Origin of the sequence: Massilimicrobiota sp. An80 (assembly GCF_002159255.1) — a bacterium.
In the GTDB taxonomy this organism is placed as follows: domain Bacteria; phylum Bacillota_I; class Bacilli_A; order Erysipelotrichales; family Coprobacillaceae; genus Allocoprobacillus; species Allocoprobacillus merdigallinarum.
In genome coordinates, this window is record NZ_NFHI01000004.1 from 74,908 (window position 1) to 90,571 (window position 15,664).

Consider the following 15,664-nt stretch of genomic DNA (forward strand, 5'->3'; position numbering starts at 1 on the left):
CACACAAGGAGGGAATCTATGTTTAAAAAAGTCTTTCAATACGCTCATGAATATAAAAAGAAAACATATCAATCCATCATAGTATTGATTATTGCTGTTATTTTCAGCATTATTCCTTATTTTATGATCTACCGACTGATCAATCCGTTGCTCAATCGACAGGACATTTCCATGTCTTACTGCCTGCTTCATATCGCCGTCATAGTCTTATGTATGATCATGCACGGTATCTTATATGTGAAAGGACTGGCATTATCCCACGAAAGCGCCTATCATACCTTGAAGAATATCCGAACCTATCTGCAGGACTGTCTTGAAAAACTTCCTTTAGGTGTTATTCAGGAAAAAGGAAACGGTGTTCTCAAAAAAATGTTCATTGATGACATCGACAGCATTGAACTGTTGCTTGCTCATGCAGTTCCGGAAGGAATTGCAAATGTTTCCATACCGGTTATTATTCTAATTGCCATGTTCTTTATTGACTGGAAGCTGGCTCTTTTATCCCTATGCTCGCTGCCTTTCGGCATCATTTCTATGATGATCATGTACCGTGTAGGCATGAAGGAAATGGCAAATTATTATGCCTCTGCCGGCAAAATGAACAATACCATCATTGAATATGTTCAGGGAATGGAAGTCGTCAAGGTTTTTAATCATGATGCAGCTTCTTATAAGCGATTAAAGGATGATGTCACAGCCTATCGTGATTTTACCTTAAAATGGTATCAGGCATCATGGCCATGGATGGCTCTTTACAGCAGCATTTTGCCATGCATTGCCTTGTTCGCATTGCCGATTGGATCTTATCTGGTTTTACAGGGATATAGTACGCTGACAGACTTTATTCTTATCTTGTGCTTATCCTTTGGCATGGGAGTTCCCATTTTGAAAGCACTGAACTTCATGTCCACCTTTCCTCAGCTCAACTATAAAATCGAATCATTGGAAAAGCTCATGGCAAGTGAACCTTTGAAACAAAACAGCAAGGCTTTTATGGGAGAAGATTTCTCTATCAAATATGATCATGTCTGCTTTAGCTATGACAAAGACGAGGTAATCCATGACGTGTCACTTAATATTCCACAGGGACAGATGGTTGCCTTTGTCGGAGAATCAGGTTCAGGAAAAAGTACCTTAGCTAAGCTGCTTGTCCATTTCTATGATGTACAAAGCGGAAAAATCAGCATAGGCGGACAGAATATCTGTGATATGAGCATCGAACAGTTAAATAAACAGATTTCTTATGTTTCACAGGAACAGTTTCTATTCAACACAACCCTAAAGGAAAATATCCGATATGGAAATCTGGAGGCTACCGATGAAGAAGTTCTTCAGGCAGCTAAGCAGGCACAGTGCAATGACTTTCTATCACGTCTTGAAAAAGGAATTGATACGCCTGCCGGAGATGGAGGAAAGCAATTGTCCGGAGGTGAAAGACAGAGAATCTCACTGGCCAGAGCAATCCTAAAAGATGCACCAATCATTATTCTAGATGAAGCGACTGCTTTCATTGACAGCGAAAACGAAGACAAGATGAACAAGGCTATTTCACAGATTATTCAGAATAAGACAGTTCTCATCATCGCACACCGCCTGCCTTCCATTGTCAATGCTGATCAGATTATCGTTATGAAAAAAGGCAAGATTGACGGTATTGGAAAGCATGAGGATTTATTAAAGAATAATGCCGAATATCAGAAGCTATGGAACGCTGCAACGGCTTCTCATACTTGGAAAATCAAAACAAAGGAGGTAAACTCTTATGCTGAAACTGCTATCCAGAATCATTAAAATTTCTGGCAAATATAAATCACGTATTCAGATTGCATTTATCTTTGCCTTTCTGAAATCAATGCTGTCAAAAGCACCTCTATGCATTGCATTCCTTGTATTCATGGAATTTTATAATCAGACGATGACCGTAGAAAAATGCTGGCTATATGGCTTGGCACTGCTTATCAGCGTTCTGCTGGAAACACTATGTCAGTATATTTCCGATCGTCTGCAGAGTGCTTCCGGCTATTACATTTTTTCAGATATGCGCATTCGTTTAGGAAATCATCTTAGAAAGATGCCGATGGGCTACTTTACCGAAGGCAATCTGGGAAAAATCAGTTCTGTCCTGTCAACGGATATGGTATTTATTGAAGAAAACTGCATGACTGTCGTCGCGAATACCATGAATTATATCTTTTCGCAGTTCATCATGATAGCCTTTCTATTCTACCTTAACCCCTATATCGGAATGCTATCCCTGCTTATTATTCTCTGTCTGGTCTATGTAGGACATCTGCTTGATAAAAAAGCATTATACCATTCTGCCATCCGTCAGCAGCAAAGTGAACAGCTGACCAATGCGGTTCTGGATTTCACAGAAGGTATAGGCATCATCAAAACCTATAATCTGATGGGAAGACAGTCAAAACAGCTGACAGATAATTTTGATCACACTATGAAGGTTGCGCTAGATTTTGAATATGCTGTTGCACCTTATACTCGACTGTTGAATATTGCCTTTGGAGTTGGATCCAGTATCATGCTGCTGCTGGCATTCATACTCTATAAACAGTCCATGTTAGATGTTCCTTATCTGATTGGCATGATACTCTTCGTATTTGATCTTTACGCTCCTACAAAAGCACTTTACAGTGAAAGTTCTCGTTTTACGGTAATGAGCAGCTGTCTGGATCGCATCGAAGATGTTTTCCGTGAAAGCGAACTGAATGATAGCGGAAAAGAGGAGTTTCCTGTTTCTTCTGAATATGAAATTGAAATGAAGGATGTCAGCTTTGCCTATGGAAAGAAGGAAGTGCTGCATCATGTAAACTTTCATCTAAAAAAAGGTGAAATGCTGGCATTGGCTGGGCCAAGCGGTTCTGGAAAAAGCACCATTGCTTCCCTTCTGACACGATTCTGGGATGTTTCGCAAGGGGAAGTCTGCATTCATGGCAGAAATGTCAAGGATGTTCAGCTGGCAAGCTTGATGAATCAGATCTCCATGGTATTCCAGAGAGTGTATCTTTTTCAAGATACCATTTACAATAATATCGCCATGGCAAAACCTGATGCGACAAAAGAAGAAGTGATTGAAGCAGCTAAAAAAGCTCGCTGCTATGACTTTATCATGGAACTGGAAAATGGCTTTGATACTCTTATTGGAGAAGGCGGAGCCAGTCTATCAGGCGGTGAAAAGCAGCGCATATCCATAGCCCGCTGTATTCTAAAAGATTCGCCAATTATCATTCTGGATGAAGCAACCGCTAATGTTGATGCTGATAATGAAAGCTACATTCAGGAAGCCATCATGGAACTATGCAAGGGAAAAACACTGATTGTAATTGCTCACCGATTGCATACTATTGAAAAAGCCAATCAAATACTTGTCATTGATCAGGGAAGCATTGTACAGTCAGGCACTCATGAAGAACTTCTAAAAGAGAAGGGATTATACCAGAAACTGGTGAATAAGAGTGACTCAGTCTATAAACTTACCAATCAGCCAGGCTAATGAAGCTTGGCTTTTTATCTATGAAAAGGGATTCTCATCTGATATAATAGTTATACAAGGCTAACTAAAAAAAGGAGGCGTATTTAACAATGAATAAAATACATATTGAAAAGAATTCGGTTCAGGAAACGCTGATCGTACCTCTGTTTGGAAGAAAAATGTGTGCTGAGAAATTTCCTGAATTATATACCGATACATCTGCAAAAGCATTCTGTGAAAAGCTGGATTATGATTTTAGCGAGCTGGAAAAGAAGCAGGATACCTTTTTCTACGAGTTTGGTGCATTGGAAGCAGCTATGCGACAGCTGGATATGATGTAGGAAATAAAGAATTATCTCAAAAAGCACCCTAATGCAACCGTTGTAAACTTAGGCTGTGGATTGGATCAGACCGGGCTTGCATGTGATAACGGTACATGCCATATTGTCAACATTGATTTTCCTGACATTATTAAGATTCGTAATCTTTGGATGCCAGTACATGAAAGAGAAGAGAATATCGCGGCAGATATAAGAAATGATTCATGGATGGATCAGATAGATGGAAGCAGGGGAATCATTCTGTTTGCTTCAGGTGTCTTTCATTATTTTAAAACAGAAGAAGTCAAAGCACTGGTTTTAAGACTCTCACAGCATTATCCAAACGGATGTCTGATTTTTGATACGATTGGAAAAGCAGGACTCAGACTCATGATGAGCAAAATTCTTAAAAACATGGGAATACAGGATGTGAAAGGCTATTTCTGTGTTTCTGATCCGCTTAAAGAATTAAACTGGTCAGATACAATCAACGTGAGTTCAAAAGGATATATGCTGGGCTATTATGACTTGAAAAGTCCCGGCATCCATCCATCTCATCGTCTGCTCGCAAGACTGGGAGATAGAATGATGAAGATGTCAATTATAAAGATGGAGTTTTAAAGCATCTATGCTTAAAGCAGAAAAAAATGAAACGTTCTCAATTCTATAAAAAGAATCGTTTCATTTTTTTTATCTTTAATTGTTTATTTTTCTCTTTTCAAAATGTATTCGCTGACTTTTCTAGCATATTCATCAAGTTGTACCATCAAGGCCAGATGTCCACCATGCAGATTGGTAATAAGCGTTGGGTTAGTCATGATATTAACCAGTGAATCCTTACATGCCTGATTGAATGTATGATCGTCTTCCGATAGGATCAGCAGAACTCTGTCATCAAATTTTCTGAAATCATTCTCCGTCATGCCAAAATGATTCTGAGCATCGACCAGAAAATCAATCATATGATATTCATAAGATTTATCTAACAGTTTCATCATGACATTGCACAGATTTTTCATCTGCATTTTTTCCTGTTGTGTGAAGCCATCCGTTTTCTTTTTCAATACTGCCCATTTTATCAGCCATTTATACAAAGCAAAAGGTATGAAAGATAAGAGTTTTTTAGCTTTCTTCTGCCCTTCTATCATATTTAGCAAAAACTGATAGCCATCCTCACCCATATCTTTTGCAAGAGAACAGGTATTAGATAGTATCATTCCTTCTACACATTCCGGATAATAAGATGCAATGATCTGAGATACTATTCCGCCTAATGATTGACCTACCAGCCATACCTTTTCATCTAGATTTTGAAGAAGCTGTGATACAGCCAAAGCAAATTCCATATTATTCTTAAATTGTATCTGATAATCAAAAGTCAGTACGGAAAAATATTTCGCAAATCTATCAAAATGCAGATAGAATAAGTCCGATAAGCCAATCCCTCCACTTAGAAGCAAGACGGTGGATTTTGCATCGGGATTCCTGTAATAGCGATAGGAAAATTCCTTTCCCATAGGTAAAATAACAGTATGCTTTGGATATTTTTGATTAAATTCCTCTATGCTCATCATATTTATGTGCCTCCTCATTCAAATATATAATCGGGCTTTGCTCTGCAATCCTGCTAACTGAACAGAATACAGTCTGCCCCTTTCAGATAATATAATGGACAAAGCTTTAACGACGAGCTGCAGTATGATAATAATTGGAACAACTCTCATAAACGGAAGATGATTTTTTCACATCGTGCCTCATCTCTTTTATTCACTATAATATAGTCAATATAAATCCATCAATGACTGCAATGATGCCATACATAATAATTCCTCTTAAAAATGAATCTATATGCTTCTTTGGATTTTGATACATCTTTTTATCAGGAATTTCGCTAAATCGTATCCTTTTCGAATTTCTCCACCATAAAAGGTCAATAATGACCAAATCAAATAAATTCAACGCTTCGCCTAATATCAAGATGTTTATAAAATTTACCTTAAAATCATCTGATTTAATAAAAATCCCAAAAACAAGCAACACTATCATAAACATTACTAAATTCGCTATAAAAACTTTAGGTATATTCGTTTCTTTCGTTTTATCTTTATATTTTTCATCGCTTCTTATGATATTCTGTACATCTGTTGGATAGGATCTTAATCCCAAAAGATTCTTTTCATCAGTTCCAGTTTCCAGAAAACATATAAGAAAAAACACACTGCACAAAATAACTGTTTCTATAATTACGTTCATCCTGCTCCATACTCCTCACTATATAAAGGTCATTTTTTATATCTTGAATTTTTTTATTGCCATACTTCCTCTATCCACCTTATGCATTCCTGGCCCATCACAGATCGTTCTCTAGCACATTCCTTTGGATATCGTTTTTCTGATTTAATAAAATACTTTATTGAATCTCCACAGTCTTCTAACATCATGTGGCTCATATGCTCAAAACATATATGCTTATATGGATAGAAAAAATTGTAACTAATCAGGCGTTCTTCCAGTTTTTCACAGCTTTCCTTTGACGGCCAGATGGTATCCATCTTTGTTGAAAACATCAAAATAGGTGCTTTGATTTTTTCAATCGATATGATTGAATCAGGATTGATTTTTTTATTCATGTTTATAGCAAGAATATTATATTCCCTGTTTTTGATGATTTCCTTAATGATTGGTAATTTTCTTGTTTTATAGGGTGTATATGGGAGTTCCCTTCCCTTATAAGACCAGCAGCTCGTTTTGGATGGTGTTTTTCTGTTCATCCCCTCACTATAAAACCATGAAGGTGTCTTCAAAATGACACAGCTCAATTCATGAAATGCTATTGCAGCAGCTGCTGCATATTCAGCACCTTTTGAATATCCTTCAATTCCTATTCTTTTATATCCCATTTGTTTTAGCCAGTCTATTGCCTCTTTAATGTTTTCAAGTTCAATTTTACTTAATGATTTGACAGAATTAGCTGTTTTAAAATATCCAAGAGCCAATGCTGGTATTCCATTAGTCTGCAAATATTTTGCAAGTTTCTTTGCATGCGCCAGCCCGCCTTCACTACCTGATAATACAATCATAACCTTATCTTTTCTATCTTTGACTGGATATAGAACACCGTCACCTTTACGTAGTGTTACTGTTATATTTTCAATAACATTCTTTTTCATGGTTTTCTCCTATTTGTTTTCAATTTATCTTTTACCATTTCTTATTTTTTGGATATTATTATTCATTAAATGTCTGCCTAAATTTCTATATAGAAACTTTTTCATAGCTGATAGTCCCTGATGATGCTCCTGAAGCAAATCATCAGGACTATCATAAATTCCCAAATCATGATTGATTCCTTCGCTTTGAATGTAAGTATTGTTTCGATCGAAATCAATGATTGGATTATGTAAATCCTTAACTGCAACACCGTATCCACAAAAACTGCCTTGACAGGTCTGGTTTATTTTTTGCAGCTGCATAAGATAACTCTTATCAAGGATAAAACCTTCAAGCTCATACCATACATTATCTAAATATACTTCAACCCAGCTGTGTAATATATTTATTGGTGCGTTTTTATATACAATCCCCGTCATGGCTCCCTTCTGTAACTTTTTGTCAATCGTAAACCCATGTATTCGACAAGGAATACCAACACCTCGCAACAATGCCATAAAAAGAATGCCTTTGGTATTGCATTGTCCATATCCGTCGGTCAAAACTTTTGAGGCGGGAATATAATCATCAACATTATAGCCAAATAGAATTTCATCTCGAATGAAATCATATATCTGCTTCATGCGACTATATGCATCCATATCTTTCCATTGTCTTTCAATGATTAATTCTTGTATATTTGGACATGAATAATCTAATAATAATGTTTCTTTTAGATATTGCTCCACACTTTTCATCGCCCTTCAAAATCTCATTTTGTAATTTAATTATATCTCTACAAAGTTACATAAACAATAAAAAAATAAATAATAAATTTAGTTAGTTTGAGCTTACTTTATATTATAGAGAAATGCTATAATTTGGTTAGCCTAAGCTAAACATTTAGATTATTATGATATTTAGGAGATGATACTATGAGATATGGGTTCAGTGTAAGATTGTATGGCTGGTTTTATCATACTGCCTGTAAGCATGAAATCAAAAGAATGCATATCGAAAATAAGGCAGATATAGAGAAAATTAAAAATGAATATGTATCCATTATTCACCGTGCAAAAGACATAGGACATTCCCGACTTTTAAATGCATACTGCATGGGAGCATATTTTATAGCAATGAACAGAGCAAATACACTTTCTCCAGAAGAGAATTACGAAATCTTAAAAAACGGACTCTATGCAAACAGACTCTTTCATATAGCTATGGGTAATGCAGATTCATATCTGAGTCCTCGTAAAATGAAAAAGAGAAAAATATGGGAAGCTCAGTCTCATCTTAGAAGATATGAAAATGACTGGATTGTAGATGTTTTAGAAAAAACAGATGAATTTGAATTAGGATATAATTACTTCCAGTGTGGTGTATGCAAACTTTGTGCAGATGAAAACTGTCCTGAGTTAGCTAAGCATATATGTCAATTGGATTTTGTACTGGCAGATATGATGGGGATGACACTTAAACGCACCCAAACCATAGCTGATGGAGCCGAGTATTGCGATTTTAGATATAACAAAAATTAAATAAATCTATGATATGTTTCAATATGACAGTAGGCCGTTTCATAATGCAAAAGAAGATGTTCAAATTTGAACATCTAGATAAATATCGAGATGATACAAAAGGCTCCATCACATAATCTTACGCCAGAATTACGCCGGATTTTACGCAGAAATTACGCCAGTTTGCTGCATATTTGCTGCATAATTTCCGTCAATAGATGGCTTTTTAGCAATTCTCAGCACTTTTTATCAGAAATTCACGGTCTTCAAAAGCAATTAAGAAAATGAAAAAACCCTCGTAAATAGAGGGTTTTTTGCATAATTTGATTTTTACTGATGTTCTCAGACCACAATTTAATACTATCGTTTTGAGAACTGTGGTGCTCTACGAGCTGCTTTAAGTCCGTATTTTTTACGTTCTTTAACTCTTGCATCACGAGTCAAGAATCCAGCTGCTTTTAATACTGGTCTGTAATCTTCTCCAGCTTCTAATAAAGCTCTTGAAATTCCATGACGGATAGCTCCAGCTTGTCCACTGTAACCTCCACCATTAACATTAACAATCACATCAAACTTACCAGTTGTACCAGTTAATTCAAGTGGTTGGTTGACGATCATTAATAATACATCTGATGGTAAATAATCTTTTGCTTCTCTACCATTGATGACGATTTTTCCTGCACCTGGTGTTAAAATAACACGTGCTACTGAAGACTTTCTACGTCCAGTTCCTCTGTATTGTACATTAGCCATTTATTCTCGTCCTCCTTATCCCTTAATTTTTAATTCAACTGGTTGTTGTGCAGCATGTGGATGTTCACTACCAGCGTATACAAATAATTTCATCCCTTGTTTTCTTCCAAGTGTGTTATGAGGTAACATACCTTTAACAGCTGCTTCTACAAATCCTGTTGGATTTGTTTCTTTAAATTGGCGAGCAGTTTTAACTTTTAAACCACCTAACCAACCAGAATGATGATAGTATTTAACTGTATCTAATTTTTTTCCAGTCATTACTACTTTGTCTGCATTAACGATAATAACATAATCACCAGTATCTACATGTGGTGTAAATGTTGGTTTATGTTTTCCTCTTAATACAGATGCTACTTCTGATGCTAAACGTCCTAAAGTTAATCCTTCAGCATCAACAACGTACCATTTACGTTCAATTGTGGCTTCTTTAGCCATTGTTGTTTGTCTCATTTTTAATCCTCCTGTAGTTTCCGGGGCTACAAACGTTAAAATAAGGCAACTCTTATTATAACAATATTCGCATTTTTGTCAATATGATTTTCTCTGTATTCATCGCCTTTTTTAATATAACAAAAAGAAAAAGAGAGGCAGATAAATTATCTTATATCATACTCCCCTTGAAATTTTTCAAAATGTCCTTGTAAAAAATCGAAATGGTCAATAACATTGAGATTATGTTCTTTACAAAAATCTAACATCTGCTTATACATCGCTTCATTAAAATCAGAAGGATCATGAGCATCAAATCCTAAAATAACATCATTTCCTACTTCTCCTGCAATTTTCCAGAAGTGTGTATTTGGATATGCATAAATCATCTCTCCATTAACGTTTCTTAAGCCTCTTCTTATTCCTCCTGCATTTACTTCTAAAGGAATGTTTAACTCTTTCGCTTTTTCACAGATTCTTTGCGAAACAGTTCTCGCATCTAAATCAAACTCTTTATATCCTATTAAAAACAAATCAGGATGAGCTAAATAACTAAATAATCCTGTTTCTAAAGCTTTTTCAACATCATTACAATATTGATAAATATCTTTTTTCTTCATATTCTCTTTGCCATAATAATCACTATGAACACAATGTTTATGAAAATGATGCCCTAAAATCAAATAATCAACTTTATGCTCATATAATAAGCTTTGATAATAATCAAAATATTCTTCTAATCCTTCAGCTTCAAAACCTTTATATATCCTTATCTGGTCCTGATATTTATCTTGACATTCTTTAATTTTATCCAAATAATTTTCCATATCTGGATAAGGCATTCTCATACTAGGTCCATTTTGAATAAAAGCATGAACAAGTGATAAAAAGCTTCTAGGTCCTCTTATAGCTACAAGAGATTTCAAAAGATGCTGACGATAGTGTGGTAATGGAACATGCTCTGATATTCCTAATTCTTCAATCCCCATCTTAATAGCTGAACATACCATTTCCTCTTCGCTTCCATTAGCATGTCCACAACGATAGGTATGTGTATGAAAATTAGTCTTCTTCATAATACACCTCCTGCAAATATAAACCTTGTGGTTTGGCCTTAAAAAGACATTTTTTTTGACCACAACTTTCTAACATTTCTAAAAGTTGTTCCTTTTGAATACGTTTAGCTCCAACTTGAATGATACCACCAACAAGATGTCTAACCATATAACGTCTAAATCCATTTCCAATTAACCGAAAGGTAATAATACCATCCTTTTCTTCAATATCAAAATGATATAGAGAACGAATTGTATTCCCATATTGATCATAACAGCAAAATGACGCAAAATTATGTTCTCCTATAAAAATTTTTGCTGCTTCTCTCATTAATTCAATATCTAAAGAACGGCCATATTGATAAATGTAATTGGTTTGAAATGGATCATATTCTTTTGTATTTAATAAATAACGATACTCTTTCTTAACTGCACTATATCGTGAATGAAAATTTTCATCAACATATTGAGCATCTAAAATGTAAATATCATTAGGTAAAAAGTGATTAATGGCTCTTTTCCATTGCGTTTCCGGTAATCTTTTTTGTGTATCAAAATGAAATACCTGATGAACTGCATGGACTTTCGCATCTGTTCGTCCTGATGCATGAATAACAGTTTCTTCTTCATTAATTTTTTTAATAGCTTTTTGTATTTCACCTTGAATTGTACGTTCATTATTTTGAACTTGGAAACCATGAAAACGTGTCCCATCATAACTCACAATACATTTGACTCTCATAAAACAAAACTCATTATAACCATAGCTATACATATTGCAATGACACATAAAAATGAAATTGTATCAGACAATTTCCATACAAGTTGTTTATATCTTGTACGTTTAGCTTCTGGATTATAATTACGACTTTCCATAGCATTGGCTAAATCTTCTGCTCTTTGAAAAGCTGAAATAAACAAAGGAATAATAAGTGAAACGATTGATAAAATCTTTTCTTTTAAACTCCCTTCTGAAAATTCTACACCTCGGCTAGCTTGTGCTTTCATAATTCTTTGCGTTTCTTCTAATAAAGTTGGAATAAATCGCAATGCAATAGAAATCATCATAGCGACTTCATGAGTAGGAAATCCAATTTTTTTAAAAGGTGACAGAAGATGTTCTATACCTAATGTTAAATCTAAAGGTTTTGTCGTAGCAGTTAAGATCGTTGTCATAATAATAATAATAATCAATCTAATAAATATATATACAGTTTGTAAAACTGCCTGATCATAGATCTTAATGAAACCTATTGAAAACAATAAATTTCCCTGTTGAATAAATAACAAATTAAAAATCATTAAAAATGCCATCATAAATAGCATTGGTTTTACGGCTTTGAGAACCTGTGATACTTTGATATGTGATAATAATGTCATAATAATCACAAAAGTTCCTAAAAGGGCATATCCAATAAATCCTGCATCAAAGAAAACAGCAATTAACAGTAATAAAAGTGCACCTATTTTTAATCTAGGATCTAAACGATGAATAAAACTATCAATAGGCAAGTATTTCCCAAACATCATATTATTCATGTAATTGACCTCCTATTTCCTGAATCAATACATCAATATCTTTAATAGACGGATCAATATGAAATCCATTTTTATTAAGTTCTAAGATAAATGATGTAATAATAGGTAAATCAATACTCAATGATGTTAAATACTCTGTTTCTTTAAATAGTTCTTCAACAGATACATGTCTTTCAACTTGACCATGATTCATCACAACAACATCATCACAATATTCTAAGACTTGATTCATATCATGAGAAACAAGAATAACCGTTTTACCTTCCTGATTCACTTTTTTAAAAAGCTGTAACATTTCTTTAGCACCCTGTGGATCTAATCCAGCTGTCGGCTCATCTAAAATTAAAATATCTGGATCCATTGCTAATATTCCTGCTATCGCTATACGACGTTTTTGTCCTCCAGACAAATCAAATGGAGAACGCTCTAAGTAAGATTCATCTAATCCTACTAATTTGATAACTTTTTTTGCAATTGAAATAGCCTCTTCTTCACTAACACCAAAGTTTTTTGGTCCAAAAATAATATCTTTTAAAATTGTTTCTTCAAATAATTGATACTCAGGGAATTGAAAAACAAGCCCTGCTTTTTTTCTAAGAGGTTTTAAAGAAGATGGTTTATCCGTTGCCGTAATCAATATATCTTCTACATTGACTTCTCCTGATGTAGGAAGTAATAAAGCATTGATATGTTGAATCAACGTTGATTTACCACTTCCAGTATGACCAATCAATGCTGTCATACTCCCCTTTTGAATATTAAGATTAACTCCTTTTAAAGCATGATATGCAAAAGGGGTATCTTGAGCATAAATATGTTCTACTTCTTTAAATGTAATCGACATAATTCATTCACCAACTTCTCTCTATCAATTTGCTCTGCAATAGATATTCCCATTTTTTGTAAACCATGGCTGATTTTATAAGCAAAAGGAATATCTAAAGCCAAGCTCTCTATTTCTTCTTTTTTCATTAACACTTCTTCAGGTCGTCCTTCATCTACAATATGTCCATCACTTAATAAAATTACATAATCAGATAAAGCTGCTTCTTCTATATCATGAGTAATGGAAACAATCGTCATATTCTTATCTTTATTTAATTGATGGACTAAAGCGTTAATTTCGTTTCTTCCTTTAGGATCTAACATACTTGTTGCCTCATCTAAAATAATAATAGATGGGCTCATAGCTAAAATACCGGCTATTGCTACCCTTTGTTTTTGACCACCTGATAATTTTGTAGGTTCGTGATCCAAAAACTCATACATATTGACTTTCTTTGCATATTCATTGATAATATCATCCATCAATGCAGGATCTACACAATTATTTTCTAATCCAAAAGCAATATCATCTCTTACAGTCGCACCAATAAATTGATTATCAGGATTTTGAAAAACAATTCCTATTTGACTACGTACTTGATTTAATGTTTCTTCTGTTAATGGAATTCCACCAATAACTATCTCTCCAGATTTTTTTTCTAACAATCCCATCAGTAATTTCGCGATAGTACTTTTTCCACTTCCATTATGTCCTAATATTGTCGTATACGATCCTTTTTCTATACTAAAAGAAATATCATCTATTGTTAAAGTATCTTCATCATATCCAAAAGATAAATGTTGAACATCAATAATTTTTTCCATACTCATCCTCCAAGTAGTTCAATTTTAGTATGATTTATAGTAGTTGTCAACCATCTTGTTACAACAATAAAAAATCTTAATTTACATGAATTCTTCATGTTGGGTATTATCTAATTCTTTTGCTATTTGTATACAATTATCCAGATTCTGTTGATAATGTATTGAAAAAATACAACTATACAGAATATCCAATATATATTTTAAAGACAGGCTACTAGCAAAATCTGCAATCTTTGTATAAATTAATTCTCTTGATGACATTCTTAAAGTCACATCTGCTAACAAAGATAGCTCATTATCTTCTAAATTTGTAATAGCAATAATTGAAGTTTGTTTTTTTCTTAATGTTTCAATCAGATGTTTTATATGGGGAGCATGTCCCGAATATGAAATAATGATTGCACAATGATTTTGATCACTCATTAAATATGTTGAATCGAGTTCATCACTTAATGAACATAATTGAACATGTCTATGAAGAATATACATGCGTTCTTGGAATGAGCGGACTATATGCATATGAACTGATCGACTATAAACATCTATATACTTGCAGTTGCGTAATAAGCGGATAGCTTTTTGTAAATCATCATGACTTATAAGTGAATATGTATCTTGAATTGTTTCCCTTTCTAAAACACACAAATTGTATGCAATATTCATTATGTCGTCATTAACTACAAAGGGAATATTTGCGTCCACTTCTTGATTGAGATAAAGATAATCTAATTCTTTCAAATAAGCTTCTTTAAATTCATTCCATCCATCAAAGCCTAATTTCTTAGCTATACGTATAAAAAGAGGCGATGATGTATATGTTTCATTAGCAATCTGTGCAATAGTCATATTTTTAATGTCTTTGCCTTTTTTTAAAATATAATCAATAATGATTGATTCACTTGGTGAAAAATGTGTCTTTTCTATCTTATGAATAAGCATATGACCACCTCTTGTATGACATTATAAAGCAATTTGTTATCAGTTGCAAAATAAAAACACATCGCTGATGTGCTTTTATTTTGTAATGAAAACAGAATTCATCTATTTTTCATATGTTGTTCTTGCATTTTCTATAAATGACCTTTTTATGAAATCAATCATTTTACCTATCATCATATTTTAATAATAAGATATCATATAATGCAAAATTCAAATCATGCAATTCATAAAAAAAGGACAAAATAAATTTTGTCCATGGCGATTAATCATCTTTGATGATTATCGCTTTTTTGTATTGTATAATCATCTTAGGTGGTGTTCTTATGATTGATCTCTCTACTCCTGATACTCTTTTATACGATTCTGCTGTCTTATCTTCTTATATAAGAAAGAATACTAAAGAATCTTTTGGTTATATTTTTTTTGATAATATCGATTATATTACTAAGCTTTACAATGACAATAGAATGCGTGATGTGACTTATAAGAATATTCTCGATACTATCCTCTGTGGTTCCGTCTATCTTGGTTTTGATACGTATGAATGTCCTGACTGCGGTTTTGAAACGACCATCCCTCATACCTGCAAATCCAGGTTCTGCTCTAAGTGTGCCGCTAAATCAGCTAAACAGCGTTCCATTTCCATCTCTGCCATGACTTTCTCCTGCAAGCATCGCCATATCGTTTTTACTGTCGCCCAAGAGCTCCGTGATTATTTCATCAGAGATCGTTCTCTCCTCGACCTTTTATTCATCGCTTCCAGAAATACCATCAGCGCTCTTGCCAACGATGCTAAATTCAGAAAAAACAAAAGACTCG

General features: G+C 34.1%; 18 protein-coding genes. 6 read left to right on the top strand and 12 right to left on the bottom strand.

The genetic code is table 11. The features are described 5' to 3' along the window. Positions 1-18 precede the first annotated feature (18 nt). The 4 genes from B5G32_RS02255 to B5G32_RS13895 all read left to right on the top strand — a co-directional run bounded on the left by B5G32_RS02255 (position 19) and on the right by B5G32_RS13895 (position 4,428). The gene (locus tag B5G32_RS02255) at positions 19-1,791 is read left to right on the top strand and encodes an ABC transporter ATP-binding protein (RefSeq protein ID WP_087935725.1); all 1,773 of its coding nucleotides are present in this window, start codon (positions 19-21) and stop codon (positions 1,789-1,791) included. Next, complete coding sequence (locus B5G32_RS02260; RefSeq protein WP_087935726.1) at positions 1,763-3,508, top strand: ABC transporter ATP-binding protein; 1,746 nt, start codon at positions 1,763-1,765, stop codon at positions 3,506-3,508. The genes B5G32_RS02255 and B5G32_RS02260 overlap by 29 nt, the downstream gene beginning before the upstream one ends. 89 nt (positions 3,509-3,597) lie before the next feature. After that, positions 3,598-3,828 carry a hypothetical protein gene (locus B5G32_RS13890; protein WP_204209586.1) on the top strand — a complete coding sequence of 77 codons (231 nt, stop codon included), beginning with the start codon at positions 3,598-3,600 and terminating at the stop codon, positions 3,826-3,828. A 3-nt stretch (positions 3,829-3,831) separates the two neighbouring features. Then, positions 3,832-4,428 carry a class I SAM-dependent methyltransferase gene (locus B5G32_RS13895; RefSeq protein ID WP_255374735.1) on the top strand — a complete coding sequence of 199 codons (597 nt, stop codon included), beginning with the start codon at positions 3,832-3,834 and terminating at the stop codon, positions 4,426-4,428. A gap of 83 nt (positions 4,429-4,511) precedes the next feature. On the opposite strand, the gene B5G32_RS02270 is transcribed toward B5G32_RS13895, so the two are convergent. From B5G32_RS02270 to B5G32_RS02285, 4 genes are all read right to left on the bottom strand, one after another. Beyond that, positions 4,512-5,381 (bottom strand): alpha/beta hydrolase, encoded by an 870-nt coding sequence (locus B5G32_RS02270; RefSeq protein ID WP_204209591.1) that lies wholly within the window; start codon positions 5,379-5,381, stop codon positions 4,512-4,514. A 196-nt stretch (positions 5,382-5,577) separates the two neighbouring features. Further along, entirely contained in the window at positions 5,578-6,060 is a 483-nt protein-coding gene (locus B5G32_RS02275) for an ABC transporter permease (RefSeq protein WP_087935727.1), read from the bottom strand. Positions 6,061-6,113: 53 nt separating this feature from the next. Continuing rightward, positions 6,114-6,977 carry an acyl-CoA thioester hydrolase/BAAT C-terminal domain-containing protein gene (locus B5G32_RS02280; protein ID WP_087935728.1) on the bottom strand — a complete coding sequence of 288 codons (864 nt, stop codon included), beginning with the start codon at positions 6,975-6,977 and terminating at the stop codon, positions 6,114-6,116. A gap of 24 nt (positions 6,978-7,001) precedes the next feature. Continuing rightward, positions 7,002-7,715, bottom strand: coding sequence for a transglutaminase-like domain-containing protein (locus B5G32_RS02285; RefSeq protein WP_239386173.1), 714 nt, complete (start codon positions 7,713-7,715; stop codon positions 7,002-7,004). Between the two features lie 177 nt (positions 7,716-7,892). Here B5G32_RS02285 and B5G32_RS02290 point away from each other — a divergent pair, with 177 nt between their 5' ends. Beyond that, on the top strand, positions 7,893-8,498 hold the full coding sequence (locus B5G32_RS02290; RefSeq protein ID WP_087935729.1) for an L-2-amino-thiazoline-4-carboxylic acid hydrolase: 606 nt from the start codon (positions 7,893-7,895) through the stop codon (positions 8,496-8,498). Between the two features lie 339 nt (positions 8,499-8,837). On the opposite strand, the gene rpsI is transcribed toward B5G32_RS02290, so the two are convergent. The 8 genes from rpsI to B5G32_RS02330 all read right to left on the bottom strand — a co-directional run bounded on the left by rpsI (position 8,838) and on the right by B5G32_RS02330 (position 14,845). Further along, complete coding sequence (gene rpsI, locus B5G32_RS02295) at positions 8,838-9,230, bottom strand: 30S ribosomal protein S9 (RefSeq protein ID WP_087245416.1); 393 nt, start codon at positions 9,228-9,230, stop codon at positions 8,838-8,840. Positions 9,231-9,245: 15 nt separating this feature from the next. Beyond that, entirely contained in the window at positions 9,246-9,683 is a 438-nt protein-coding gene (rplM, locus tag B5G32_RS02300; RefSeq protein ID WP_087245414.1) for a 50S ribosomal protein L13, read from the bottom strand. Positions 9,684-9,829: 146 nt separating this feature from the next. After that, entirely contained in the window at positions 9,830-10,738 is a 909-nt protein-coding gene (locus B5G32_RS02305) for a histidinol-phosphatase (protein ID WP_087298026.1), read from the bottom strand. Then, entirely contained in the window at positions 10,725-11,459 is a 735-nt protein-coding gene (gene truA / locus B5G32_RS02310; RefSeq protein WP_087245410.1) for a tRNA pseudouridine(38-40) synthase TruA, read from the bottom strand. The genes B5G32_RS02305 and truA overlap by 14 nt, the downstream gene beginning before the upstream one ends. Continuing rightward, positions 11,456-12,256, bottom strand: coding sequence for an energy-coupling factor transporter transmembrane component T family protein (locus B5G32_RS02315; RefSeq protein WP_087935730.1), 801 nt, complete (start codon positions 12,254-12,256; stop codon positions 11,456-11,458). Before B5G32_RS02315 ends, truA begins: the two co-directional genes overlap by 4 nt. After that, positions 12,249-13,100, bottom strand: a complete 852-nt coding sequence (locus B5G32_RS02320; protein WP_087298024.1) for an energy-coupling factor transporter ATPase — start codon at positions 13,098-13,100, stop codon at positions 12,249-12,251. The genes B5G32_RS02315 and B5G32_RS02320 overlap by 8 nt, the downstream gene beginning before the upstream one ends. Further along, complete coding sequence (locus B5G32_RS02325; protein ID WP_087935731.1) at positions 13,076-13,906, bottom strand: energy-coupling factor transporter ATPase; 831 nt, start codon at positions 13,904-13,906, stop codon at positions 13,076-13,078. Before B5G32_RS02325 ends, B5G32_RS02320 begins: the two co-directional genes overlap by 25 nt. 81 nt (positions 13,907-13,987) lie before the next feature. Continuing rightward, positions 13,988-14,845 carry a MurR/RpiR family transcriptional regulator gene (locus B5G32_RS02330; RefSeq protein ID WP_087298022.1) on the bottom strand — a complete coding sequence of 286 codons (858 nt, stop codon included), beginning with the start codon at positions 14,843-14,845 and terminating at the stop codon, positions 13,988-13,990. Between the two features lie 323 nt (positions 14,846-15,168). On the opposite strand from B5G32_RS02330, the gene B5G32_RS02335 reads away from it, so the two are divergent. Further along, positions 15,169-15,664: transposase zinc-binding domain-containing protein (locus tag B5G32_RS02335; protein WP_204209593.1), on the top strand; the 496-nt coding region annotated here is incomplete at its 3' end.